This window comes from Streptomyces sp. NPDC051662 (assembly GCF_040681655.1).
Classification (GTDB): domain Bacteria; phylum Actinomycetota; class Actinomycetes; order Streptomycetales; family Streptomycetaceae; genus Streptomyces.
In genome coordinates this window covers 115,046-140,096 of record NZ_JBFAZD010000001.1, presented here as the reverse complement: position 1 = coordinate 140,096, position 25,051 = coordinate 115,046, and the positions used below count along the sequence as shown (strand labels likewise).

Sequence of the window (25,051 nt, the reverse complement as noted above, 5' to 3'; positions counted from 1 at the left end):
CCGGCCCCTCGGGGCTGCGCGATCATACGGATACGCCGTGACCTCGGCCGCGTCGTGACCGGACCTTCGTCGTGCACAGAAAGCAGGAGAGTTCGTTGAAGCAGCCTCCCTATCTCGCCGCCGCCGACCGCTACGACGGCATGCGCTTCACGCGCTGCGGTCACAGCGGGGTACGCCTGCCGCGGGTCTCGCTCGGCCTGTGGCACAACTTCGGCGGCACCGCACCGCTGGAGAACCAGCGCGCCGTGCTGCGCCGCGCCTTCGACCGGGGCGTCACCCACTTCGACCTCGCCAACAACTACGGTCCGCCCTACGGCAGCGCGGAGGCGAACTTCGGCACGCTCTACGCGCAGGACTTCCGTCCCTACCGCGACGAGCTGTTCCTCTCCACCAAGGCGGGCTACGACATGTGGCCGGGCCCGTACGGCGAGTTCGGCTCGCGCAAGCATCTGCTGGCGAGCCTCGACCAGTCACTGACCCGGATGCGCGTCGATCACGTCGATCTCTTCTACTCCCACCGGTTCGACCCCGACACTCCGCTGGAGGAGACGGTGGGGGCGCTGGACTCGGCCGTACGCCAGGGCAAGGCGCTGTACGCCGGGCTGTCCAACTACCCGCCCGAGCAGATGGCACGGGCCGCCGGGATACTCAAGGACCTCGGCACCCCGCTGCTGATCAACCAGCACCCCTACAACCTCCTGGACCGCGGCATCGAGCACAACGGTCTGATCGCCGCCTCCGCCGGGGTGGGCGCCGGGGTGATCGCCTTCTCTCCGCTGGCCCAGGGGCAGTTGACGGACCGTTACCTCGACGGCGTGCCCGCCGACTCACGGATGGCCGTGGGGCACTTCCTCAAGCGGGACGCGCTCAGCGAGCGGAAGCTGACCCTGCTGCACGCGCTCAACAAGCTCGCGGGCGAGCGCGGACAGACCCTGGCGCAGCTGGCGCTCGCATGGGTGCTGCGCGACCCGCGCGTCACCTCCGTCCTCATCGGCGCCAGCAGTGTCGAGCAGCTGGACCAGAACCTCGGAGTGCTGAACGCCACCGCCTTCGAGGAAGCGGAACTGGCCGCGATCGACGCGCTGCTGACGGACGGGTGACGGGATCGGGGGCCCCGCGCCGACGCGCGGTGGCACATCCGCCGGACAGCTGCTTCCGGCACGTATCCCCATATCACATTCCACGTCATCCCAGGTGTTGACGTGCTCCCAATCCGTGACGGACCATCACATGAGGGTGCCCGACGGGGAGTTGGGCACCGTGGTGTCGAAGGAGCGGTCCATGGGGAAACTGGCCAAGAGCGACAGCGCATCACGACCCAAGCCGACCACCATCAAGATCCGACGTCTCGACCGGAGAGAGACCACGGGCGACAGCAATTCGACCGGTTCCTGAACGGGCCGCTGTGCCGGGTCGCTATCTCACCGTCGACGAACTGACCTCTCGCGCCCGGGGCCTGGCCGCGGCACACCCGGACCGCGCCGTCCTGCGGCGCATCGGCTACTCACGGGCCGGGGAGCCCATACGGCTGCTGTCCATAGGGCGGGGGAGCCGGCACGCACTGGTGGTCGCGGGGCCGCATGCCAATGAACCGGTCGGCGGCATGACGGCCCTGCGACTGGCCCGGTATCTCGCCCGGCCCGACCGGCCGGGCCGGGCCATGGACACGACCTGGCACTTCGTCCTCTGTCTCGATCCCGACGGAGCCCGCCGCAACGAGCGATGGCTCAAGGGCCCGATGACCTTCGCCCAGCACTACCGCCACTTCTTCCGTCCCGGCTTCGCGGAACAGCCCGAGTGGCTGCCCACGGAGCCCGGGACGGAACCGATGCCCGAGACCCGGGCCCTCCTCGGCCTCCAGGACGAGCTGCGGCCCTACCTCCAGTGCTCGTTGCACGGCGTGGACGTGGGCGGCAGCTTCGTCCAGCTGACCCGCCGGCTGCCCGGCCTGCCGGAACGGCTCGGCCGCTCCGCCGCCGATCTGCGGATACCGGTGGAGCTGGGACCGTACGACGCCTTCTTCTGGCCGAGCCCCGGGCCGGGCGTCTATGACATGCCACGGCCCCAGGAGACGGATCAGTTCCACTCCCTGCCGGCGGCCACCGCCACCTCCACCTGGTTCCATCCGCACGGGTACGGCACCGTCACCGCGGTCATCGAAGCGCCGATGTGGGGGGTCGAGGAGGTCGGTGACACCTCGGCCCACCCCGACCCACCAGGCGCCCTGGAGATCATCAGCCAGGCACTCCGCCAGGACGCGCTGTTCCTCGCCGGTCTGCTGGAGCGGGTACGGCCAGGTCTGCCCGGCACCGTGGGGCCGCTGCTCGCACCGGTCGAGGAGTACCTCGCCATCTGCGGGGGGCTGGCCGACGAATGGGCGCCGGAAGCGGCCCTCCGCGAGCAGGGCGGACTGCCGCCGCTGAACCGGGCGCGGATCATGGCGCTCCGGATCGCCGCCCGGCGGCTCGTCGTCCGTACGGCGGGGCTGCTGCACCAGATGCTCGTGGCCGGTGACGACCCGGAGGGCGCGGAAGTGACCGACGTACGCGCCTCCCTGGACCTGTTCCTCACCCGGCGCTGCGACGCGTTCGAAGCGGACTGCCGCGCCCGCTGGATCCCGGTCCATGACCAGGTGGAGCACCAGTTCCGAATCGTGCTGGCAGCCTCCGAGCTGGCCGCCCGGTTCAGGGAGCCGAGGGCGGTAAGGGCGTGAAACCGGAGGGGCCCCCGCCGCCGGTGTCCGGCTTACGGCGCCCCCGGGTCAAGCCCGAGCACCGGGCCTACCGCACCGTGGACGGGAACGTACGGATCGGGAGCGTGGTGTACGGGATCGGCGCCGAGGTCGCCGACCCCGACGGCTGGATCTGGACGCTGACCGAGGCGCTCGACGGGACCCGCGGCCAGGCCGAGTCGGTCCACGAGGTGCTCGCCCGCCACCCGGGCGTCGAACCGGACGCCGTCGTCCAGGCGATCGCCGAGCTGTACGAGGCCGGATTCCTGGAGGACGCCGAGGCGGAGCCGCCGGACACCCTCACCGACGAGGACCGCGTACGGTACAGCCGCGGGGTGACGCTGTTGCGGTGGATGGATCTGTCACCGCACGCCACCGCCTGGGAGTTACAGGCCCGGCTGCGCTCGGCCCGTGTCCTGCTGCTCGGCCTCGGGGGGACCGGAGGCTTCGCCGCCCAGGGCCTGGTGGCATCGGGCGTGGGCCGGATGCACTGCGTGGACGGCGATGTCGTGGAGCTGTCCAATCTCAACCGGCAGCCCCTCTACCACGAGAGCGACATCGGCCGGTCCAAGGCCACCGCCGCCGACGCGGCCCTGCGGGCGGTCAACTCGCGGGTCGCGCTGACCACGGAACACCGCGCGGTCCGCGGTCCCGACGACATCGCCGCGCTGCTCGCGCCCGGCTACGATCTGCTGCTGCTCTGCGCCGACCGCCCGCCGGAGATCCGCCGCTGGGCCAACCGTGTCTGTCTGGCCGCCGGAATCCCCTGGCTCGACGCGGGCTACCGCGGACCACTGGTCACGGTGGGCGTCCACGCGCCCGGCCGCGGGGCGTGCTGGGAGTGCCACCGCGCGGGCGAGGTCGACCGCCGCGATCTGCGGCTCGCCGCCGGCCAGGACGAGGAGGCCGCCTCGCCCCGGATGGAGTGGAACCCCGTCAACGCCGTGACCGCCGGTCTCTCCGGTCATCTCCTCGTCCACGCGGCGATCGCACTGCTCACGGGCGTACCGGAGATGGAACCGGGCTTCCGCTTCGGCCTCAATCTGATGGCGCTCTCCGAACCGGTGGAGGAACGGTACGACCGCAGACCTGACTGCCCGGCCTGCGGTACGCCACGCGCCGTACGACGGCCGGCCTGAGCCCAGCGGATCGAAGGCCCGCGCCCCTCCCGCGAACGCGTGCGCATCGCCCCGCGGTTGTCGCTACTCCTGGAAACGCCGTCGCGCAGTCGAACGGCCGAATTCGTGCTGATTCGGGTCCACTCGGGGCGCTCCGGGGCTACCCTCAACACTTGACCTGCGCACTGTTCGAGAAAGCGAGGGATGCCGGTGTACCGGCCGGATGACTCGGTCACCCTCCCGCTGCTGGAGCGTGAACCCGAACTCGCCGCGGCGGCCAACGCCGTGGACGCACTGTGCGGAAGTAAACGCTCCGGCGGACTGCTCGTCTACCGGGGCGCCGCCGGGCTCGGTAAGACGGCGCTGCTCTCCGAAGTGCGCCGACTCGCCACGGGGCGTTGCGCGGTGTGGTCCGCGCGCGGCGGCGAGACCGTCACCTCCGTTCCCTTCCATGTCGTACGGCAACTGCTCCAGCCCGCGCTGACGGACGCCGAATCCGCTTCCGTACCGGCGTCGGAACCGGCGTCGGAACCGGCGGACGGTCCCACGGACGCGCGGGAACTGCTCGGCGACCGCTACGAGATCGTCGGCCCGGCCCTCGGCATAGCGCCTCCGGGCGAACAGCACGCCGACCCGCAAGGGGTCAGGGACGGGCTGGACGTCCTGGTGGAGCGGCTCGCGGCGGTCCATGGACCGCTCGTCCTCCTCGTGGACGACGCGCAGTGGGCCGATCTGGAGACCCTTGCCTGGCTCACCTCCTTCGCCGAGCGCCCGGCCGGTGGACTGCCCGTCCTCATCGTCGTCGCGTACCGCACCGAAGAGGCCATCGGCGAGACCGAATGGTTTCTTCAGAAGATCGGCGTGGCGGCGAAGCTGCTCGTCACCCTGAGCGAGCTGACCTCCGACGCCACGGCCGAGCTGGCCCGCGCCGCACTCGGCGAGCACGCGGACGATCCGTTCTGCCGCGAGGTCTGGGCGGTGACCGGCGGCAACGCGTACGAGACCGTCGAACTGCTCGCCAAGGTGCGGGACAGCGGCCTCGAACCCATCGAGGACTTCGCCGGCGAACTGCGCGCCCTCGGCGCTTCGGCACGCGGCACCGGTCTCATCGCCCGGCTGGAGGAGCTGGGCCCGGCCACCACCCGCTTCGCCTGGGCCGCCGCCATTCTGGGCACCGACATCTCACTCGATCTGGCGATCTCGCTGTCGGGTATGAGCCACGAAGAGGCCGCCCAATGCGCGGAACGGCTGCGGGCCGCGCGCATCCTCGTGGGGACGGACCCACTGGAGTTCGTCCACCCGCTGATCGCGGGCGCCGTCTACCGGGCGATCCCGCCGGGTGTGCGCACCGCCATGCACGGACTCGCCGCCTGGGCGGTCTCCCGCAGCGGCCGGGGATCCGCGGCCGCCGCGCCGCACCTCCTCGAAGTACATCCGGACGGCGACCCCGAACTGGTCGAGCAGCTGCGCGAGGCCGCCGCCGAACATCTCGCGGTGGGAGCGCCGGACGCCGCCCGTCGCTGCCTCGAACGCGCCCTGGTCGAACCGCCGTTGGAGACCGTGAGGCCACAGGTGCTGTACGAGCTGGGCTGCGCCACGCTGCTCACCTCACCGGCCACCACGGTCGGACATCTGCGCGCCGCGCTCGACACCGCACAGCTGGACGAAGGCCTGCGGGTGGATGTGGTGTTCCGGCTCGCCCAGGCGCTGACACACAACAACCAGACCGGAGACGCCGCGCATGTGGTGGCCACCGAGGTCGCGCGTACCGAAGAGGGCCCCGACAAACTGCGGCTCCAGGGCGCCCACTTCCTCTGGGAGGGCGTGCAGGCCATCGAGGAGAACGGCCCTGAACGCTCACGCCGGCTCGCCCGGCTGGCGGACGGGCTCACGGGACGTGACAACACCGAACGTGTCCTGCTGATGCTGCGCGCGTTCGACGGTACGGCCCGGGGCGAGAGCGCAGAGGAGAATGTCCAGATCGGTGAACGCGCCCTGATCGACGGCCGGTTGGCGCCAGGCGTCGGCTGGGCCGACACGGCGTGGGGCTTCGAACCACCGGCGCTGCTCGGTCTCTCGTATGCCTTCGCCGACCGGCTCGACCGCGCGGAGAGCCTGTTCCAGGAAGGGCTGCGGGCCTTCGAGATCTCCGGCTGGAGCGGTGGCCATCTGGCCTTCGCCCATGCCCTCGTCGGCTACGGTCACCGCAGACGCGGCCGGCTCGCGGATGCCGAGACGTATCTGCGCGAGAGCCTGCGGCTGGCCGACCGGGTCGGCAACGGCCTGCCGATGCACTGGGACGCGGCGTGCATGCTGATCGACACCCTGCTCGCACGCGGCCATGTCGACAAGGCCCTTGAGGCGGCCGAGCGTCACGCGTTCGCCCCGCCGTACTCCTCCTCGATCGTCATCCCCGACGCGTCGAGCGTGCGGGGCCGGCTGCTGCTCGCCCTCGGCCGTACGAAGGAAGCCGTCGCCGAACTGGAAGCCGCGGGACAGGCGTTGACCGCGCGTGGCCGTCACAACATCGTCATGGCTCCCTGGGCGTGCGACCTCGCGCGTGCCGTCGCCGACGACGATCCGCGCCGTGCGGCCCATCTCGCCTCGTACGCCAGGGACCGGGCGGAACGCTTCGGCACGCACACCGCCATCGGGGTCGCGCTGTGCTGCGCCGCGTCCCTGAAGGAGGGCGCGGAGAAGGTCGAGCTGCTGGCGCAGGCCGTCGCTCATCTGGAAGCCTCACCCTCCGCGTACGAACTCGCCGTCGCCCGGGTGGAGTACGGCGTCGCCGCCGGGTTCCCGGCCGAGCTGGCCTGTGGTCTCGAACTGGCCGAGAGCTGTGGCGCGGACGGTCTGGCGGACCGGGCGCGGCGGGCGATGGACGCCCGCCCGGCGCCTCACTGACGTCCGGCGCCGGAAGGTACGCTCCTTCGGGCAGCCGCCGTCACGTACTCACAGGAGACCGGAACCCTTGTCACAGCAGCCCGACCCCTCGGCCCCCACTCCTCGCGAGGGGGCTCACGGTCCCGGTCCCTCGGGCCTCGATCTACGGGCCGACTGCGCGAACTGCTTCGGACTCTGCTGTGTCGCGCTGACCTTCTCGGTCTCGGCGGACTTCCCCGTCGACAAGGACGCCGGGGAGCCCTGCCGCCATCTGCGGACCGACTTCCGCTGCGGTGTCCACCGCACCCTGCGGGAACGGGGCTTCCAGGGGTGCACGGTCTACGACTGTTTCGGCGCGGGCCAGAAGGTCTCGCAAGTCACCTTCGGCGGACGGGACTGGCGCTGGGCGCCGGAGAACGCGGAGCGGATGTTCGCCGCGCTTCCCGTGATGCGACAGCTCCAGGAACTGCTGTGGTACCTCGACGAGGCCCTCACGCTTCAGCCCGCCCGGGCACTTCACGACGCGATCCGCGACGCCCTGGACGAGACCGAGCGCCTCACCCGGAGCACCCCCGAGGCCCTGCTCGAACTGGACGTGGCCGCGCGGCGCGCGGCCGTCAACACCCTGCTGCTGCGTACGAGCGAGCTGGTGCGGGCCCAGGTCCGGGGCAAAAGGAAGAACCGCAGGGGCGCCGACCTCTTCGGCGCGAAGCTCAAGGGCGCGGATCTGCGCGGCGCCGATCTGCGCGGGGCATATCTGATCGCCGCCGATCTGAGAGGGGCCGATCTGCGCCTCGCCGATCTGATCGGCGCCGACCTGAGGGACGCGGATCTGCGGGGCGCCGATCTGACGGGCAGCATCTTCCTCGTCCAGACCCAGGTCAACGCGGCGAAGGGGGACGCGGCGACCGGACTCCCGCCGTCGCTCGCCCGCCCGGCCCACTGGTAGGCCCCTCTCAACAGACGGGTGTCGGCGGGTGTCCGGCCCCCTCCGCCGACCGGCGCGCTCAGTGGATGATCTCTTCCTCCTCCGGCCGCCGACGGCCCGAACGCCGTACGACGAAGAGTCCGACGGCCGCGAGACAGGCCGAGCTCACGAAGGCGGCGGGCACCAGAAAGCCCGACCCGGAGTCGTTGTGCTCCTCCCGCGCGACGCTCACCGACCGTGCTCCCGGCGCCGCACCCGCCACCTTCGCCATCGGACTCGACCCAGGACCCGCGGGTGCCGGCGAGGTCGGCGGCATCGGTGGGACGGGCGGCGGAGGCGGCTTGAGCGTGCCCACCGGAACGACCCGCTTCCCGGCGGTGAAGCCCCAGTCCAGCAGCTCCCTGGCCTCCTCGTACACCGCGTGGACGCCGCCCCACTGCGGGTTCATCACGGTCGCCACCAGCGTGCGCCCGCCGCGCTTGGCCGCCGCGATCAGGGTGTAGCCGGCGTCGGAGGTGAAGCCGTTCTTGACACCGATCAGCCCCGGATAGGGCTCCACCCCGTCCTCGCCGCTCAGCAGCCGGTTGGTGTTGACGATGCCGCCTTCGCCGGGGAACTCGGCGTCGACGGTCGAGCTGTACCGCACGAACTCCGGCGAGGCCAGGCCCGCACGGGCGAACACCGACAGGTCGTATGCAGAGGACACCTGACCGGGCGCGTCATAGCCGTCCGGGGACACGACATGGGTGTCGAGCGCGCCCAGTTGCTTGGCCTTCTTCCGCATCTGAGCGACCGTCGAATCCCAGCCGCCGTTCATCGCGGAGAGCGCCCGCACCGCGTCATTGCCGGAGCTGAGGAACACGCCCCGCCACAGGTCGGCCACTTCGTACGACTCGCCGCTGACGATTCCCACGGTGCTGCTGCCGGGGCCGATGTCGTCCAGCTCCGACTCTTTGACGGTGTGCCGGGAGTGTTCGGCCAGACGCGGCAGCGCGGTGAGGGCGAAGAGCGTCTTGAGGGTGGAGGCCGGAGGCAGTTTGAGATGCGCGTCGCGCGCGGCGAGGACATCGCCCGTGCGCGCGTCCGCCACCAGCCAGGACATCGCCGACAGTTCCGGCGGAGCGGGGGCGCCTGGCTTGGGTCGCGCGTGGGTACCCGGCCGGTACAGCAGCGCGCGGTCGATACCGGCGTCCGGGGCGCTCGCGGGGCCATGAGCGCCGGCCGCCGGTCCGTGCGCGGCGGAGACAGGCCGGGGGGATCCATGAGGTCCGGGCTTTCCGGGTGCTCCGGTCGTTCCGGGTGTGCCGGTCGTTCCGGGTGTGCCGGTTGTGCCGGGTGTGCCAGGTGTTCCGGGAGATCCGGCTGAGCCATGGACGCCGGGGGAGCCCGCGACCACGGGGACGCGGGGCAGGCCCGGAGCCCGTACGGCCGGATCGCTGCGGGAGTCCGCGGCGGCCGGCGGGGACGGCGGCAGAAGGACCAGCAGGCCGGTGGCGAGTGCCACCGTGCCGGAGAGCGCGGAGCGCGTCACGGATCTGATGATCATTCAGCCACGGTAGGAACGGACCGCGTCCCGCGCCCCTCACGTGAGCCGACCGGGTGCACGACTGTCCGGTCGGCCCCACCGGGTTTCGGCCGGCGCGCACCCGTCATGGATAGCGGACCCGATAGCGCAAATGGGTGACACCGATGCCCTGGGCCATCGACAGCGGCCCCTCCAGCTCCACCGGGACGTTCTTCAGCTGATCGAAGAACGGCGTCCCTGCGCCGAGGAGCACCGGTACGAGATCGATCCACACCTCGTCGAGCAACCGCGCGTCCAGGCACTGCCGTGCGATCGTGCCGCCGTTGACGGTGACCGTCCTGCCGGGGCCCGCGAGCTCCTTGGCACGTTCCACGGCGCTCTCGATACCGTCCGTGACGAAGGTGAAGGGCGCGTCCGGGTAAGGCCACTCCTCCGGTACACGGTGCGTGAGCACGACCACCGGGCACCCGATCGGGTGATTCCCCTCCCAGCCCGAGGTGAGATCGAAGAGCCGTCGGCCGATGACCAGCGCGCCGGTGCGCTCGACCGTGCCGCGCCATACCTCCACGCTCACGGGGGACATGGTGAAGGTGAGGTCGGCACGGGCGGTCGGCACGCGCACCGTGCCGTTGCCGTACCAGGTGAACAGCTTGTCGAAGCCCGTCTCCTCCGGGCCCGCGATATAGCCGTCCAGCGACATGCTGGCGCCGGTGCAGACCGTGTTCGTCCTCATCGGTCGGCGGGCTCCGGCGCGACGGTGGGGCTGGAACCGGGACCGGAGCCGGGATCCCGGCCGGGACCGTGGCCGGGATCGTCGAGAACGGGGCCGGCGGCCGGGCCCGTCGTCATCTCGGTCAGCCCGGTCATCTCCGTGCCGATCACATCGAGCAGCCTGAGCTTGTCGGCGGCGTCCGTGCCCGGGGCGGCGGAGTACGCGGCGATACGGAGATCGCAGCCCGGCACGGCGAGGGTGTCGCAGTCCACGATCACCGGTCCGACATCCGGGTGATGGATGGTCCTGGTGCCGGTGTCATGGGAGTCGGTGATACGGGATTTCCACAGCACGGCGAACCGGTTGCTGACCCGGCGCAGCTCCCCGATGAGGAAGCGCAGCCGTACATCGGTGGGGTAGCGGACCGTCGCCGACCGCAGATCGGCGACGAGCGCCGCCTCGAACCGCGCCTCCTGCTCCACGGTCTGGCTGACCCGGCCGAGCTGACCCGTGAAGTGCAGCCAGGCGGCGTTGCGGCCCCGCCCGGGGACCGCCGCCGGATCCCCGAGCAGGGCGGCCCAGAGCGGGTTCCAGGTGATCAGGTTCCAGGCGGCGTCATGGACCCCCAGCGGGGTCCCCGGGAGCCGTCCGAGCAGCCGCCGCACGCTGGGCGGGATATGGTCCGAGACCCGGCCGAGGGCGGGCGGGGACTGCCCGGCGAGCAGAAACAGATGTCTGCGCTCGTCGTCGGAGAGCCGCAGGGCGCCGGCCAGCGAGGTCAGGACCTGGACCGAGGGCGAGGTCGCCCGCCCCTCTTCCAGCCGGACGAGATAGTCCACGGACAGACCGGTCAGCTGGGCCAGCTCCTCATGCCGCAGCCCGGCCGTCCCGCCGGGCTCGCCCGCGGGCAGCCCGGCCTCGGCCGGTGCGATCCGGTCACGCCAGCGGTGCAGGGCTGTGCCCAGCTCTCCGTGTCGGGTCATGGGGTCAGTATCAGCGCGTATGGCGGCAACCGCCTGATAGCGCACGGTACCTCCGCCGGGAGCGCCTCCGGCACCCCCTCCGGAACCCCCTTCCCGGAGCGCTTCCACCACCCCTCCCGTGACATCCGGCCGAGCGGTCGCCCCTTCCCCGAACGTCCCCTTCGGCAACAGGGGTTGCGAGTAGTCGCCAACCGCCCCCGTACTGCCGTGATCGCGATTACGGTTGATCCGGAACGTGGCGCGCGGCCTCCGCCGGCGCCTCGCCATTGACCTTCGCCGGGGCACGGGGACCGGGCCCCGGAGTCTGGACCGGGGGCCGGAGAACGGGGAGTGGGGGAGCGGGCATGCTGGAGCCGATGTCACTGGCGGCGATCGCCGCGGTGCTGAGCGCCGTGGGCGCGGGAATGGCCAATGAGGCCGGGAAGTGGGCCTGGGAGTCGGCCGGTGGCCTGGTGCGGCGCATCGTCGGCCGGGAGGTGACGGCGCCCGCGGACCCGGCCGAGCTGGCGGCCGTGGCCGAGCGGATCCACGAGGCGGTACGGACCGATCCCGCGCTCGCCCGCGCCTGGGAGGCGTTCGCCCGTACCGCCCCCGGCCCGGGTACGGCCGACGCCGTGCCGGCGCTGCCCGCCTCCACCCGGTTCTTCACGGACCGTCAGGGACCGATGAGGCTGCTGGAGCGCGAGGCCTCGCGCTCGGCGGACGGGCGGCCCCGCGTCGCCCTGATCCATGGCCCCGAGGGCATCGGCACCAGCGCGCTCGCCATCCACTGGGGCTGCCGGGAGGCGGAGCGTCTCTTCCCCGGCGGGCAGCTGTACGCCGATCTGCGCGGCGCCTCCGCGAGCACCGCGCTGGACGCGTCCACGGTGCTGCGGAGCCTGCTCGTCCAGCTGGGGATGGCGCCGGACGAGATCCCGCCGGACGCGGTCGGCCGGCGCGAGTCGTTCCGGCGCAATGTTGCGAACCGGCGGCTGCTCGTCGTGCTGGACCACGCCCAGTCGGCGGCGCAGGTCCGACCCCTGCTGACGGCCGCGCCCGAGGTGTTCACGGTAGTGGTCGCGTCCAGGCCGCTGCGCGGTCTGGACGCGCTCCCGATCCCCGTCGGGCCGCTCTCCGACAAGGACGCGCGCCGGCTGCTCACCGATCTCGCGGGCCAGGAGACGGTGGCGGCGGCTCGCGCCGTACTGCCGCGGGTGCTGGAGCGGTGCGGTGGTTCGCCGTACGCGCTGCGGGCGGTGGCGCCGCGGCTGGCCGAGCCGGATCGGCTGTCCGGCCCGGATTCCGGCCGGAGCCGGCAGGAGGAGGAGCCCACCGTGACCGAGAGTGGCCCGGTCCGTTCCGCCGTCGAGGGCCTGTACCGCGAGCTGGAGCCCGCCGCTGCCCGGGTCTATCGGCTGATGTCACTGCGCGAGTGGCCCGCGTTCGGCCCGGCGGCCGTCGCGGCCACCGTATCCCTGCCGGAGGCCGAAGCCGTCCGTATCCTCGGCGAACTGGTCGATCGCGGGCTGCTGGAGTCCGTGGACACCGACCGCTATCGCTACCGTCCCGTGGTCCGTGACCATGCCGAGGAGACCGCCGTCCGCGTGGACGGCATCCCGGGGTACTCCTCGGCGGTCCAGCGAACGGTGGACTGGTATCTGCGCTTCGCCGTAGGGGCCAGGCTCGGGGCCCTGCCGGGCAGCTGGGGCATCGGCCCGCTCTATGACGAGCTGGCGGAGAGTCCGAGCCCGTACGCCGACGCGGGCGAGGCGCTCTCCGCGCTGGTGGCCGAGCGGGGCAATCTGGTCCAAGCGGTCCACGCGGCGGAGGAGTTCGGCCGGCCCGAAGCTGTCTACCAACTGTGCCAGGCTCTCTGGCCGCTCCAGCTGAAAGCGGGGTACCACGACGAACTGCTCCCCGCGCTGCGGGCGGGCGCGCGCGTCGCCGACGCCCATGACCCCGGATCCCAGATGGCCGGGCGGACGCATCTGCTGCTGGCGCTGGACCTGATGGAGCTACGGCGGTACGAGGAGACCGAGCTCGAAATGACCGCCGCCGCGCGGGCCGAGGAGCGGTCCGGGCATCTGCGCGGACACGCCTCCTGCGTGGAGTCGCTGGGGCTGCTGCGGCTGCGGCAGTGGCGTTTCCAGGAGGCGTACGACCGCTTCGACGAGGCGGCGGCGATTCTCGACGGCATCCGTGCCGGGGACGAGGGCGAGCGCGATCTGCCCCGCGCCCGAGCCCTGCTGGACCGGCACCGGGGCCGGGCCCTGCGTGATCTCGGCCGCTACCCCGAGGCCCACGAGCGGCTGAATACCGCGCTGGTGTTCTTCCGCGACATCGCCCGGGAGTCGTACAACACGGCCAGAACACTGACCGACCTCGCCGAGACCTGTCTCGCCGAGGGAGACCCGGAGGGCGCGCTGCCGCTGATCGATGAGGCGGCAGCCGCGCTCGACGCGGAGAAGGCCGCCTACCATCTCGCGCATCTGCGGGCGCTGCGGGAGCGCTGCCTCAGCTCGCGGGGGTAACGGGGGAGCCCGGACCATTCGGATCACCCGGACCACCAGTTGTGACCCGTGTGACCGACACATGGTGCGAGCCGCTGTCGCCGGTGCGTACGGTCATCCCGCCCGCCGCCAGCTCCTCCCATGTCTTGCCCGCGGCCAGCCAGGCGTACAGGGCTGAGACATACGCGGCGGGGTCGGCCGCGGGGGGCGCGCTCGCGAGCCGCAGCAGTGTGCCGTTCCGTGTGCGGACCGTACTGCTGCCGGGGTCGGTGACCAGCGCCGCCAGCGCACAGTAGGGATGGCGGGCCAGTACCTCCGCCGTCCACTCCTCCGGGGTGCCGTACCGGGGATCGTCCGCCGCGCCGTATCGGAAGATCACATCGGCGAGCGCGCGTCGGTCCGGGTTCAGGGTGTCTTCGTGCACGGCCGTATGCGCGTCCCCGTCACCCGCCGGCTCGGACCGGGGATCCGCGTACCGGCTCACCTCGATCTCACCGGTCCCGAGCAGCCGGGTCACCACCCGCATCGGGGATGTCCTGGTCACCCGTTCGTACGGCGGGAGCGGCAGCGGGTCCAGCAGAGCGGGCTCCCGGGGCTCGGGGATACCGATGAACCGGTAGAAGTGGCGGCGCAGCAGCGCCGCCGCCTCACCCGGAGCCGAGGAGACCAGCTCGGCGGGACCGGGCCCGGGACTGAGAGCGGGGCCGGGAGCGCGACCGGGGCGTGTCCCTGACGGTCGCCGTCCCGCTCCGTCGAGCAGCGCGTCCAGTTGCGCCCGCAGCGGGGCGTACGGCGAGAGCCGGGGGGCCTGCCGTACGAACGCGGCCACCGGCGACCGCGCGTCGAGCCCGTCCGGCGAAGCCGCGCCCATCAGCACGGGGGTGCCGAGAGCCGCCGCGTAGTAGCTGACCGAGCCGGCGTCCCCGATGACGACATCCGCCGCGATGAGCGCCTGCCGCCAACCTTCCAGCGGATCCACCAGCGCCAGCCCACCGCGCCGGGCCCGGTCCAGCCAGACGCGGATCTGTCCCGGCCCATGGCCGTGCCAGATATTGGGGTGCAGCACGGCCGCCGACCGGTACTCGTCGGCGGGCAGCTCGGCGGTGAGCCGTGGCAGCAGCGACGGCAGGATGTCCTCGCCGCCGTCCCCGAAGAGGGAGTCGGGGTTCCAGGTCGAGTTCAGCAGGACGAGCCGCTGTCCCGGCCGTACGTCGAGGGCACGGCGGAAGCGCTCGCGATACGGCAGGCCCGCCAGTATCCGGTCGTAACACGGGTCCCCGGCGAGTACGGCGGTGGGCGCCGCCTCGGGGCACGCGGCGCGCAGCCGCTCCAGCTGTTCCGGGTGGGAGAGGACCAGCGCGTCGGCGACGGGGGAGCCGTCGGCGAGCAGCCAGTCGGGGGAGAGTCCGAAGACGGGCGGCGGCTGCCCGGCATCGGGCGTACGGCTCCCCGCTTCGGGCGAAGGGCATCCGGTGTCCGGTGTCCGGTGTCCGGTGTCCGGTGTCGCCAGCCTCTTATTGTAGCCAACGCCATGGGAGAGAACGGTCAACTTGCTTGAAAACGCGTGCAGTTGACCGCCGAAGCTGGCCGAGATCGCCAGATCCACCGGGAGTTCGAGCGCCTGCTCCCACGGCAGGACCGGTACGCCTGTCTTCGCCAGCAGTTCGGAGACCCCGGCCTGGAACGGCGACGAACCGGTGCAGGTGGCGAGCAGTTGTACCCGCAGATCGTCGCGGAACAACGGGAGGACGTCCAGCAGCCGGGTCGCCGAGGTCACGTTGTGCACGACGAACAGCACGAGCTTGCAGCGCCCCCGGGTCGCCCATCGCGCCGAGTCGGCCCCCACCGGTACCCGGACCCAGCCGACCCGCCCCTCGCTCACCGCCCGTACTCCCCCGTTCCACCTTGTCGCCGCCGCCTGTTCCGACCCGCCACGATAACCACCCCGGGGGTTCTTCACCCTGGAGAGTGAAGATCGTTGGCGATTCCCCTGCGATCTCCCTGATTCCCCGATCGGCCCGTGAAGGCGCACCCGGTCCGATCTCACGCGGAGCGGGCCTGTCATACGAGCGCGATCACCCGATGATCTCCCGATATCGGCCCGATTGTCATGCCTCAAGCCCGTTACTCTTTGTGCTTCCGTGGAAGCTTAGCGTGCAAACGCGCGAGTCTATGCCCAACGGCATTGCCCGTGCACGAGGTTGCGTGAATATGCCGATGCGCCGATTCCATCGGGCTAAGCTCTCGCGGAGCGCGCCGAGTTGATACCCAATAAGGCACTTGTTCCCTATGTGCCTTGATCGTTCGAATTATCTGATCTGAATCGACCGCCAGAGGGCATACATGGTTCGTGTTGAAGCACCCCCGAGTGATCAAGCATCCCCGTCCGTCCGCGCGCTCGTCCTTCCCGCCGTCCTGATCGTGGCGGCCACGGCGGTCGCGGTCGGCCTGGTTCCCGACACCGCCCGGATACCGCTCGTGGTATACGGCGCGGTCGCGACCATCATCGTCACCTGGTGCGCGGGCGAACTGTCCCGGCGCGCCAGGACCGTCAGTACGCTGCACGAGCACTACGCGTACCGCCTCGCGCAGCTGGAACGGCGTCTCGCCCAGCACGACGAGGAGACCGTACGGCTCGGCAAAGAACTGATGCCGGCCACGATCCACCGGCTGCGACAGGGCGAATCGCCCGCCGAAGTCATCCGCGCGGTGGTGGACGGGGACGAGCGCTACCGCGAACTCCCCACCGCCCAGCGGTCCTTGCTCCGCTCCGTCCTGCAGATCGTGGACGACGAGGAAGCCATGCGCGAGTCCGCGCAGCGGTCCTTCGTGAACATCGCCCGCCGCGTCCAGTCCATCGTGCACCAGCAGGCCAGCGAGCTGCGGGAGATGGAAGAGGCACACGGCCGCAACCCCGAGGTCTTCGACGACCTGCTGCGCATCGACCACGGCACCGCCCTGATCGGCCGGCTCGCGGACAGTGTCGCCGTGCTCGGCAAGGCCCGCCCTGGACGCCAATGGCCCAAGCCCGTACCGCTGTTCAGCGTGTTGCGCGGTGCGATGTCCCGGATCCTGGAGTACCAGCGCGTCGATCTGCACTCCATCGCCAAGGTCGCCATCATCGGCACGGCCGTGGAACCGCTCATCCACGCCTGTGCCGAACTCCTCGACAACGCCACCCGCTACTCGCCGCCGCAGACCCGTGTCCATGTCACCGCCGTCGAGGTGCAGACCGGGATCGCGATCGAGATCGAGGACGGCGGTGTCAGCCTCAGCGAGGAGGCGCGGGCGCGGGCCGAGACCATGCTCGCGCAGGCCCAGGCCGGTATCGACCTCAATGACCTCGGCGAGACCCCCCGGCTCGGTATGGCCGTGGTCGGGCGGCTCTGCCAGATGTACAACCTGCAAGTGTCGTTGCGGCAGTCGGCGTACGGCGGTGTCCGGGCCGTTCTCGTCGTGCCGCGCGATGTCGTCACCACCGGACCCGCGCCCGGTATCGCGCATGGCATCGGCGCCTCGGCGCTGCCCCGCGGCAGTGGTGCGGGACTGCCCACGACGGATGTACTGCGGCCCGCCGACCGGGTGCCGCGGCCCGTCACCGGGCCACAGCCGTCGGTGCCGCTCGCCGGGTCCATGGAGGACGACGTTCCCGTGGTGACGGAGTGGACGGAGAACGGGCTGCCGCAGCGCCGCAGCCGTGGCCGCGCCCCGCTCGGCTCCCACAATCTCGGCCTCCAGAACACCGGCCACGCTCCCGCGGCGCCACGGGGCGACGGCCGGAGCGGCGGGCCGAGCGAGAGCCGGCTCCGGGGCGATGGCCCGGTCAACGGCCGGAGCAACGGCTACAACGGTGGGCGCGGCGCCGCCCCGGGTGGCGCGCCGGGGGGCGCACAGCGCGATGGCGGTACGCCGGAGAGGAAGCCCGGTCCCGGGATCTGGCTCGAAGCGTTCACCAAGGCGGTCAACGGCGCTCCGCGTGAGCCGTCGACCGGGGCGGGGGAGGCGCCGGGCCACCCCGGTGACCAGGGCGAATCCGATGATGTACGGGGCAAGGGAGATCTGAAGTGATCCAGCAGCGGGCGAACATGGACTGGATGCTCAAGGAGCTGGCCGACGGAGTGCCGCAGATCCAGCAGATCGTGGTGCTCTCCGCGGACGGACTCCGGATCGCCCGGCACGGCGGTGACCCGGATGTCGCCGACCGGCTGGCCGCCGCCTGCGCCGGACTGCAGAGTCTGGCCGCGGCCGTCGCCGCCGAGATCCCTTCGAGCGACGGCCGGATGCGGCTGGTCGTCATCGAGATCGGGGGCGGCTTCTTCTATCTGATGGAGGCCGGAGCGGGCGCGTATCTCGCTGTCCTCGCCGACGAGACGGTGGACGCGGGGCTGGTGGGGGCCCGGATGCGGGACATGGTGGTCCGTATCGGCGCCCATCTGACGAGTCCCCCGCGCCATGACGGGCAGGCCGGATGATCACGCCTCCCCGACGAGAACGCCGGCGCCCCGAGGCGGATGTGGGGGATCCGGAACGGCTGTATGTGATCACCGGCGGCCCCGACGGCGCCGAACGGGCACCGCTCGATCTGGTCACCATGATCGTGTCCCGCGATGAACCCTCGCCGATGGTGCAGCCGGAACAGGCCGCCATTCTGCGGCTCTGCCGGGCACCGCTGTCCGTGGCCGAGATCTCCGCCTATCTCAGCCTCCCTTTCAGCGTGGTGACCGCGCTGCTGACCGAACTCCTCGCGACCGAGCTGGTCGAATCGCGCGCGCCCATCGTCCGCGCCGCACTTCCCGACCGGTCCCTTCTCGAAGCGGTGATGCATGGACTTCAGAAACTCTGACACGATCACGGGCCCCAGGAGCGAGGACGTCCTGCCCACCACGGCCACCTCCGCGGTGAAGATCGTGATCGTGGGCGGATTCGGGGTCGGCAAGACGACGATGGTGGGCTCGGTCAGCGAGATCCGTCCGCTCACCACCGAAGAGACCATGACCCAGGCCGGGGTGGGGGTGGATGACAACTCCGGTGTGGAGACCAAGACCGCCACCACCGTCGCCATGGACTTCGGCCGGATCAGCATCACAGAACAGCTGGTGCTCTATCTCTTCGGCACCCCCGGCCAGGAGCGCTTCTGGTTCCTGTGGAACGGCCTCTTCGAGGGCGCCCTGGGAGCCGTGGTGCTCGTCGACACGCGCCGTCTCGAAGTCAGCTTCGATGTGATAGGGCGCCTGGAGGAGCGCGGCGTACCGTTCGTCGTCGCGGTCAACACCTTCCCGGACGCGCCCCACCACCCCGTCGGGGCATTGCGGAAGGCCCTGGACCTGCCCGACGAGGTCCCGATGGTCGACTGTGACGCGCGGTTGCGGGCGTCGAGCCGCGATGTGCTGCTGACGCTGATGCACTACCTGCACTCGCTGGCACTGCCCAAGGCCTGACCGGCCGCGGGTGAGCGACCGCGCCCGACCGACCGACCGCGCCCGACCGACCGCGCCCGTCTTCCGCGCACCGCGCGCCATCCCCAGCCCCGTACACGCACACGTACACGTACACGCATATCTTCCGGCCTGATCCCTGGAGCGACCGTGACCACGCCTGATCCCCACCGACCCGCGCCGGACGGCCCCATGGCGCCGCCCCCCGGCTGCCCGGCCCATGGCATGACCGCCGGCGCACTCGACTCCCACGGCCCGAGCGGCGGCCAGGACACCATAGGGCCCACACTGGACGGCCTCGCCGCCAGTGGGCTGCGCCGGCTGTACGGACCCGAGGCCGAGAACGACCCCATGGGTCTGTACGAGAAGCTGCGCGCCGAACACGGTTCCGTCGCGCCCGTACTGCTCCACGGCGACGTACCCGCCTGGCTCGTGCTCGGGCACAGCGACAATCTGCATATGACGCGTACGCCGTCGCAGTTCTCCCGGGACTCACGGCGCTGGCGCGCGCTGCATGACGGCACCGCGCCCCCCGACCATCCCCTCGCGCCCATCTTCACCTGGCAGCCCATCTGCGTCTTCGCCGACGGCGCGGACCATGAGCGGCTGCGCGGCGCGGTCACCGACTCGATCGCCCGGATCGACCACCGGGGCGTCCGGCGCTATATCAACCGCTACAGCAACCGGCTGGTCAATGAGTTCTGCCGGGACGGCAGGGCGGATCTGGTCAGCAGGTTCGCCGAGCATCTGCCGATGATGGTGATGGCGCAGATCCTCGGCATGCCGGACGAGTACAACGATCGCCTCGTGCAGGCCGCCCGCGACATGATCAAGGGCACGGCGACCGCCAACGAGAGCAACGCCTATGTGATGACCACACTGACCAGGCTGGTGAAGCGCCGCCGTATCGCGCCCGAGGAGGACTTCGCGACCTGGCTCACCGAACACCCGGCCGGACTCACCGACGACGAAGTCAGCCAGCATCTGCGGCTGGTGCTCATCGCGGCGTACGAGACCACGGCGAACCTCATCGCCCATGTGCTGCGCATGGTCCTCACCGATCCCCGCTTCCGCGCGCAGCTGAGCGGTGGTCATATGACCCTGCCGGAGGCGGTCGAGCAGACACTCTGGGACGAGCCGCCCTTCACCACGATCTTCGGCCGCTGGGCGGTCGGCGACACCGAACTCGGCGGCCGGCGCATCAAGGCGGGGGACGCACTGGTCGTCGGGATCGCCGCGGCCAATGTGGACCCGGTGGTACGGCCCGATCTCAACGCCTCCATGCGGGGCAACCGGGCCCATCTCGCCTTCAGCGGCGGCCCGCACGAGTGCCCGGGACAGGACATCGGGCGGGCGATCGCCGACACCGGGATCGACGCGCTGCTGCTGCGGCTGCCCGATGTCCAGCTCGCCGTGGACGAGCAGGAGCTGAGGTACGAGGGCGCGCTGATGTCCCGTCAGCTGCTGGAGCTTCCGGTGACCTTCGCGCCGCGACCGCCGCAGGATGTCACCGGTCCGCCGAGCGCGTCGGCCGCCGTTTCGCGCCCGCGGTGGCAGGTGGACTCGCCCCGCCCCGACACGGTAGGGCCGCCGTCCCCGGCCGGGGTCCCGTCGTCCGCGGAGGCCCGGATGACGGAACCCCGGCCGGGGACGACCCCGGAGGCGACGGGCGTGATTCCGGAACAGCGCGCGGGCAGCGCCCCGCAGCGGGCCTGGCGGGCCCTGACGCGCTGGTGGCGCGGCCACTGACCGAGCGCCGGTACGGTCGGCCGGTCGGCATCTCCGGCGGCCGGCCGGCGCGCCGGTATGTCAGCCGGTGGGCGCGCCGACCGGTCCGCGCGCCGGGGCGAGCTGGTCCCACCACCAGGCGATCGTCGGGATCGGCAGCGGTTCCAGGCTGTTGTCGGCCGGCTGCTCCTTCCACCACCCGCCCGGGGCCGCCCGCGGACTCGACGGCACGGAGTAGCGGGGGCAGATCGACGCCCAGTCGAGATGCCCCCGGACGAACTGGCCGAGCCCCTGCACATAGCGGCGCAGACCGTCGTCCGCCTCCTCAAGCACCTGCCGGGCCAGCCGGTCGAACAGCACCATTACGCGGTCCCGCATCGCCACCACCTGTACGAGGGCGCGACGCGGGTCGCAGTGCTGCTCCTGGCAGAGGACGTCGATCAGATTCAGATTGTCGTCGGCCCGCAGCAGTTCCTTGTTGCGGGAGTAGAGGTCGTTGTCCCAGCTGACGAGGGTCCAGGTGATCTCCGTGAGCGCGCGTACCCGGGAGTCCTGCATGTCCTCGTCCGCCACGGAGAAGCCGCCGACCACCTCGATCATCGCGGTGGAGGGCGCCATCCCGATGGCCCGCATCCACAGCGTGATGTAGTCGTCGAGGGAGGGAAGTTCCGGGTTGCGGCGCCAGGACGCCTCCCACACCAGTCCCGAGGTGTAGACGCGCATGGCCTCCGTCAAACGGCGTACCTGACGTGGCGACGCGTACTGCTCCAGCTCCAGCCGCAGCCTCCGCAGCGCGGTGGTGTGCGGTGAGTCCCCGAGCGCCCGCGCGGCCGGCGCCTCCACGGCGCGCATGATGCGCGAGGTCTCCTGGGCCATCAGATCGGCCGTGGCCCCGGACTCGTCGCACACGCCGTCGTCGAGCGAGAAGAGCACGGCGTGGAATTTGGCCATCAGCGTGAGCGGTTCGAGCGCTCCGTACGGCATGGTCGACGCGGCGAGACCGCCGAAGTCGCAGACCGCCAGGCGTTTGAGTTGATGCTCGTCGCTGTCGAGGTGCTGTTGGAGCATCCATCGCACGGTCTGGTCGTTGAGGACCTCGACCGAGGGATGTCTGGCGGGCGGTACGGGGCAGTAGAACGGCACAGCCGGAAGCTGTTGGACCAAGCGCTGTTCCGAGACACAGGTCATGATCGGCCTCCTGAGGCGGCAAGAGCGCGGTACGGTGCGGAATGAGGGGCGATGCCGTTCGGGTGGAGCGTATCTGTCCATCTCGGATCGTCAACAACTGCGCAACTGGCGTGCCGCTGGCTGGAATTGACTGATTGTGAACTGACCTGATCGGTACGGATCACGCGCCGATACGATCGCGCACCAGCCCCCGAGGGTCCGCGCACCCGCCGCACACGCGCCGTGCACCAGTGGTTCACACCACCCCGCCGCCCGCCCACCGACCTCCCCAAGTCCCCGCCGCGCGCCGCCGATCGAGCTTTTTCGTCACGGCTCGTATACGGCTTCTCCCGGACGCCGTCGCCATTCTGATTGTTGTCACTACGTCATAGAGCGATAACGCACGGAGACGAATGTACGAGACTCCTCACGACCCGAAGCCCCCGGACCGGCCCCGGCATGCCTGTGGGCCCCCTCCGGAGAAGAGGCCCACAGGCATGGAGTGCGCCGCTCCCGTCCCCACGGTGCGGCGCCGGTGAGTCGTCGTCATCCGCTCGGACGACGGCCCACCGGTCAGGGGTGCGAGGTGACTCGCGAGGCGGCCCGCAGGCCGAGTGCCGGGAAGACCGAGGCCTCCAGGAAGCGGTGGAGATACGCCTCGTCGGCATGGCGGCCCTCCACCATCTGCCGGGCGCGCATGACCCCCATCAGCTGGGCGGCCACGAACTCAGCCGCGGGGTTGTCGGGCGCGACCTCGCCGCGTGCCACGGCGCGTTCGACCATGGCGTTGATCGCCGCGATCTCCGGTTCGACGAGGTTCTCACGCAGGGCGCGCAGCAGCTCCGGATTCTGGAAGGCAGCGTGGCTGAGCGCGTGCATCAGCGCGGTGTCGCGGCCCGCGCCCTCCACCGCCGCACAGGCCGCCGCCCGCAGATCCCCGACCAGGCTGCCCGTGTCGACTTCCGCGAGCTTGACGCAGCGGGTGCCGCGGAGCGCCGCCGCGACCAGTTGCGGTTTGGTGCCCCACTGACGGTAGAGCGTGGACTTGCCGCAGCGGGAGCGGGCGGCGACGCCCTCCATGGTCAGTGCCTCGTAGCCGCTCTCTCTGAGCAGGTCCAGGGCGGCTTCGTAGAGTTCCAGCTCCCGTTCCGGCGTGATCTTGGAGCGGCGCTGCGGCGTCATCGTCTCTCCCCGTCTCTGTCGCTCGGCTCCGATGGGGCTCGGTCGGCGATACGTCGGTGTATCGATACGCCAGTGTACCGATACGGATCCGTATCGGTACACTGGCGTATCGATAGGGCGGGGTCCAGACCGCGCCGCCGCACCGCCACGACGTTCCGCGCGCCGTGTTGTCCAGGTACCAGGTAAGGGGGTCGGGTGATACAAGCCCGCACCGGGCCCGCCGCACGGAAGCCGGAAACTTCCGCCCGACCGCCCCTCGTACGCGAGCTGCTGCTCGTCGCCGGACTCTTTCTCCTCTACAAACTCGGCAGGCAGGCCGCCACCGGCCGGACCGACGAGGCGTTCCGGAACGCCGACCGGGTCTGGGACTGGGAACGCGCCCTCCATCTGCCGGGCGAGGGCGCCGTACAGGGCGTACTGCTGGACAGCGGGACGCTGGTCCACCTGGCGAACACGTACTACGCGACGGTGCACTTCCCGGCGACGGTCCTCTTCCTCGGCTGGCTCTACTGGCGCCGGCCCGGCCACTATCTGTGGGCCAGACGCGTCCTGTCCGTACTGACCGGGGCCGCGCTCGCACTGCATCTGCTGATGCCCCTCGCGCCGCCGCGGCTGCTCGCCGCGTCCGGTCTGGTGGACACCGGACAGGTGTACGGGCCGACGGTGTACGGCGAGAGCACCGACACCGGCGCGCTGGCGAACCAGTTCGCGGCGATGCCGTCGCTGCATGTCGGCTGGGCCCTGATGGTGGCCGTGGGGATCATCGCCGCCACCCGCTCACGGTGGCGGTGGCTCTGGCTGCTCCATCCGCTGCTGACGCTGCTCGTGGTCATAGGCACCGCCAATCACTACTGGCTCGACGCCCTCGTGGCCGTCGCCCTGCTCACCGGCGCCCTGGCGGCCATCGGGGCGCCACGTCCCGGGTCCCCGCGGCGCGGCTCCCTGGTCGCGCGCTCCGCCGCCCTCGCGGAGGCCCCGCCGGTCCCACCCGTCGCTCCCGTCGCCTCGGGGGCCGGCCGATGAGCGGGGCGACGGCCCTGGCCGTGGCCCTGTCGCTGGTCTCGGCCGTCGCGTACGCCTCCGCCGCGGTGGCGCAGGAACGGCTCGCGGCCCGTACGGCACCGGGCACCGGGCTGTTCACCCTGCTGGCCCGCGGCGCCTGGTGGTGGGCGGTCGGGCTGAACGCGACCGGTGCGCTGCTCCATGTCGTGGCACTGACCTATGGACCGCTCACGGTCGTCCAGCCGCTGGGCGCGCTCACCCTCGTCGCGGCCGTGCCGCTGGGCGCCCGTCGCGCAGGGCGGCGGGTCAGCCGGGGCGAGTGGCACGGCACCGCCTTCACCCTGGTCGGCCTCGCGGCCATCCTGCTGGCCGCGGCCGGAAGCTCCCCCGACGAGACGCTCAGCCTGCCGCAGGCGCTCGGCGTCGCGGGCGTGGCGATGGCACTGGTCGCCCTGCTGACCGGGCCGGGAGCGGGGTCCGGCCTCCGGCACGCGGCGGCCTCCGGCATCACCTCGGGTGTCGCCTCGGCCCTCACCCAGACGGTGACGGTCGCCGCCACCGCGCGCGACGCGGACGCGCTGCCGATGTGGCAGGTGGCGGCCGTGGCGCTGGTGATAGCGGCCTTCGCCTCGGGCGGTCTGCTGCTGTCCCAGCGGGCCTACCGCGGCGGTCTCGGGGCCCCGCTCGCCGTCCTGACCCTGGCCAACCCCCTCGCGGCCGCGGTCATCGGGCTGACCCTGCTCGGGGAACGCCTTCAGGGCGGTGTCCTGGGCGTGACGGCGGCGCTCCTCGGCGCGGTGCTCGCCGCGCACGGCGTGGTGCTGCTGACCCGTACGGCGGCGGTGGCCGCACCCGTGCCGCCCGCGGTAACGGCGATGACGGCGGCGCCCACGGCGCGGGTGCCCGGTCAGCGGTCCGCCGTCCCCGCCGCCGGATCGCCGGACCGTCCCGCCCCCGGCGGCACTCCGCGCGCGGCGCGGACATCCTGGCCACCGCACCCCCTGAGATCGGGACGGGCGCTTCAGCAGCGCCGGTGCGCGCGTCGGCGCGGGGACCGTACGTACCGCTGAGGCGTGTTCCAAGGCCGCGTACCGCTGGGGCGTGTCCACGGCCACGTACGGCCACGTACCGCTGGGGCGTGTCCACAGCCGCGCGCACCGCCGCCGAA

20 protein-coding genes are annotated in these 25,051 nt (G+C 71.6%); 14 read left to right on the top strand and 6 right to left on the bottom strand.

Features of this window, described 5'->3' with window-relative positions:
* Nucleotides 1–140 precede the first annotated feature (140 nt).
* The 6 genes from AB0M67_RS00670 (at nt 141) to AB0M67_RS00645 (ending at nt 7,681) form a co-directional block, all read left to right on the top strand.
* Nucleotides 141–1,100, top strand: coding sequence for an aldo/keto reductase (locus AB0M67_RS00670; protein ID WP_365741813.1), 960 nt, complete (start codon nt 141–143; stop codon nt 1,098–1,100).
* A 130-nt stretch (nt 1,101–1,230) separates the two neighbouring features.
* On the top strand, nt 1,231–1,395 hold the full coding sequence (locus AB0M67_RS00665) for a hypothetical protein (protein ID WP_365741050.1): 165 nt from the start codon (nt 1,231–1,233) through the stop codon (nt 1,393–1,395).
* A 10-nt stretch (nt 1,396–1,405) separates the two neighbouring features.
* Entirely contained in the window at nt 1,406–2,713 is a 1,308-nt protein-coding gene (locus tag AB0M67_RS00660; RefSeq protein ID WP_365741048.1) for a M14 family zinc carboxypeptidase, read from the top strand.
* Nucleotides 2,714–2,736: 23 nt separating this feature from the next.
* Nucleotides 2,737–3,870, top strand: a complete 1,134-nt coding sequence (locus tag AB0M67_RS00655; RefSeq protein ID WP_365741046.1) for a ThiF family adenylyltransferase — start codon at nt 2,737–2,739, stop codon at nt 3,868–3,870.
* Between the two features lie 183 nt (nt 3,871–4,053).
* The gene (locus AB0M67_RS00650) at nt 4,054–6,753 is read left to right on the top strand and encodes an AAA family ATPase (RefSeq protein ID WP_365741044.1); all 2,700 of its coding nucleotides are present in this window, start codon (nt 4,054–4,056) and stop codon (nt 6,751–6,753) included.
* Nucleotides 6,754–6,820: 67 nt separating this feature from the next.
* The gene (locus tag AB0M67_RS00645; protein WP_365741042.1) at nt 6,821–7,681 is read left to right on the top strand and encodes a pentapeptide repeat-containing protein; all 861 of its coding nucleotides are present in this window, start codon (nt 6,821–6,823) and stop codon (nt 7,679–7,681) included.
* A gap of 58 nt (nt 7,682–7,739) precedes the next feature.
* On the opposite strand, the gene AB0M67_RS00640 is transcribed toward AB0M67_RS00645, so the two are convergent.
* From AB0M67_RS00640 to AB0M67_RS00630, 3 genes are all read right to left on the bottom strand, one after another.
* Nucleotides 7,740–9,206 (bottom strand): D-alanyl-D-alanine carboxypeptidase, encoded by a 1,467-nt coding sequence (locus AB0M67_RS00640; RefSeq protein WP_365741040.1) that lies wholly within the window; start codon nt 9,204–9,206, stop codon nt 7,740–7,742.
* A 103-nt stretch (nt 9,207–9,309) separates the two neighbouring features.
* Entirely contained in the window at nt 9,310–9,918 is a 609-nt protein-coding gene (locus AB0M67_RS00635; RefSeq protein ID WP_365741038.1) for a dihydrofolate reductase family protein, read from the bottom strand.
* Entirely contained in the window at nt 9,915–10,880 is a 966-nt protein-coding gene (locus tag AB0M67_RS00630) for a helix-turn-helix transcriptional regulator (RefSeq protein ID WP_365741036.1), read from the bottom strand. Before AB0M67_RS00630 ends, AB0M67_RS00635 begins: the two co-directional genes overlap by 4 nt.
* A gap of 344 nt (nt 10,881–11,224) precedes the next feature.
* Here AB0M67_RS00630 and AB0M67_RS00625 point away from each other — a divergent pair, with 344 nt between their 5' ends.
* Nucleotides 11,225–13,390: a tetratricopeptide repeat protein gene (locus AB0M67_RS00625; RefSeq protein WP_365741034.1), complete on the top strand. Its 2,166-nt coding sequence runs from the start codon at nt 11,225–11,227 to the stop codon at nt 13,388–13,390.
* On the opposite strand, the gene AB0M67_RS00620 is transcribed toward AB0M67_RS00625, so the two are convergent.
* Nucleotides 13,374–15,251 (bottom strand): hypothetical protein, encoded by a 1,878-nt coding sequence (locus AB0M67_RS00620; RefSeq protein ID WP_365741032.1) that lies wholly within the window; start codon nt 15,249–15,251, stop codon nt 13,374–13,376. The genes AB0M67_RS00625 and AB0M67_RS00620 overlap by 17 nt on opposite strands.
* A 461-nt stretch (nt 15,252–15,712) precedes the next feature.
* On the opposite strand from AB0M67_RS00620, the gene AB0M67_RS00615 reads away from it, so the two are divergent.
* The 5 genes from AB0M67_RS00615 to AB0M67_RS00595 all read left to right on the top strand — a co-directional run bounded on the left by AB0M67_RS00615 (nt 15,713) and on the right by AB0M67_RS00595 (nt 20,553).
* Entirely contained in the window at nt 15,713–17,437 is a 1,725-nt protein-coding gene (locus AB0M67_RS00615; RefSeq protein WP_365741031.1) for an ATP-binding protein, read from the top strand.
* Nucleotides 17,434–17,841 (top strand): roadblock/LC7 domain-containing protein, encoded by a 408-nt coding sequence (locus AB0M67_RS00610; RefSeq protein WP_030350307.1) that lies wholly within the window; start codon nt 17,434–17,436, stop codon nt 17,839–17,841. Before AB0M67_RS00615 ends, AB0M67_RS00610 begins: the two co-directional genes overlap by 4 nt.
* On the top strand, nt 17,841–18,212 hold the full coding sequence (locus AB0M67_RS00605) for a DUF742 domain-containing protein (protein WP_365741811.1): 372 nt from the start codon (nt 17,841–17,843) through the stop codon (nt 18,210–18,212). The genes AB0M67_RS00610 and AB0M67_RS00605 overlap by 1 nt, the downstream gene beginning before the upstream one ends.
* Nucleotides 18,193–18,807 carry an ATP/GTP-binding protein gene (locus AB0M67_RS00600; protein WP_365741028.1) on the top strand — a complete coding sequence of 205 codons (615 nt, stop codon included), beginning with the start codon at nt 18,193–18,195 and terminating at the stop codon, nt 18,805–18,807. The genes AB0M67_RS00605 and AB0M67_RS00600 overlap by 20 nt, the downstream gene beginning before the upstream one ends.
* 147 nt (nt 18,808–18,954) lie before the next feature.
* Complete coding sequence (locus AB0M67_RS00595; RefSeq protein ID WP_365741027.1) at nt 18,955–20,553, top strand: cytochrome P450; 1,599 nt, start codon at nt 18,955–18,957, stop codon at nt 20,551–20,553.
* A 60-nt stretch (nt 20,554–20,613) separates the two neighbouring features.
* On the opposite strand, the gene AB0M67_RS00590 is transcribed toward AB0M67_RS00595, so the two are convergent.
* Both AB0M67_RS00590 and AB0M67_RS00585 read right to left on the bottom strand, forming a co-directional pair.
* Complete coding sequence (locus AB0M67_RS00590) at nt 20,614–21,720, bottom strand: hypothetical protein (RefSeq protein ID WP_365741025.1); 1,107 nt, start codon at nt 21,718–21,720, stop codon at nt 20,614–20,616.
* Between the two features lie 552 nt (nt 21,721–22,272).
* Nucleotides 22,273–22,881: a TetR/AcrR family transcriptional regulator gene (locus AB0M67_RS00585; RefSeq protein WP_365741022.1), complete on the bottom strand. Its 609-nt coding sequence runs from the start codon at nt 22,879–22,881 to the stop codon at nt 22,273–22,275.
* Nucleotides 22,882–23,076: 195 nt separating this feature from the next.
* On the opposite strand from AB0M67_RS00585, the gene AB0M67_RS00580 reads away from it, so the two are divergent.
* Nucleotides 23,077–23,904 (top strand): phosphatase PAP2 family protein, encoded by an 828-nt coding sequence (locus AB0M67_RS00580; RefSeq protein WP_365741020.1) that lies wholly within the window; start codon nt 23,077–23,079, stop codon nt 23,902–23,904.
* On the top strand, nt 23,901–24,953 hold the full coding sequence (locus tag AB0M67_RS00575) for a hypothetical protein (RefSeq protein ID WP_365741018.1): 1,053 nt from the start codon (nt 23,901–23,903) through the stop codon (nt 24,951–24,953). Before AB0M67_RS00580 ends, AB0M67_RS00575 begins: the two co-directional genes overlap by 4 nt.
* Nucleotides 24,954–25,051: the final 98 nt, after the last annotated feature.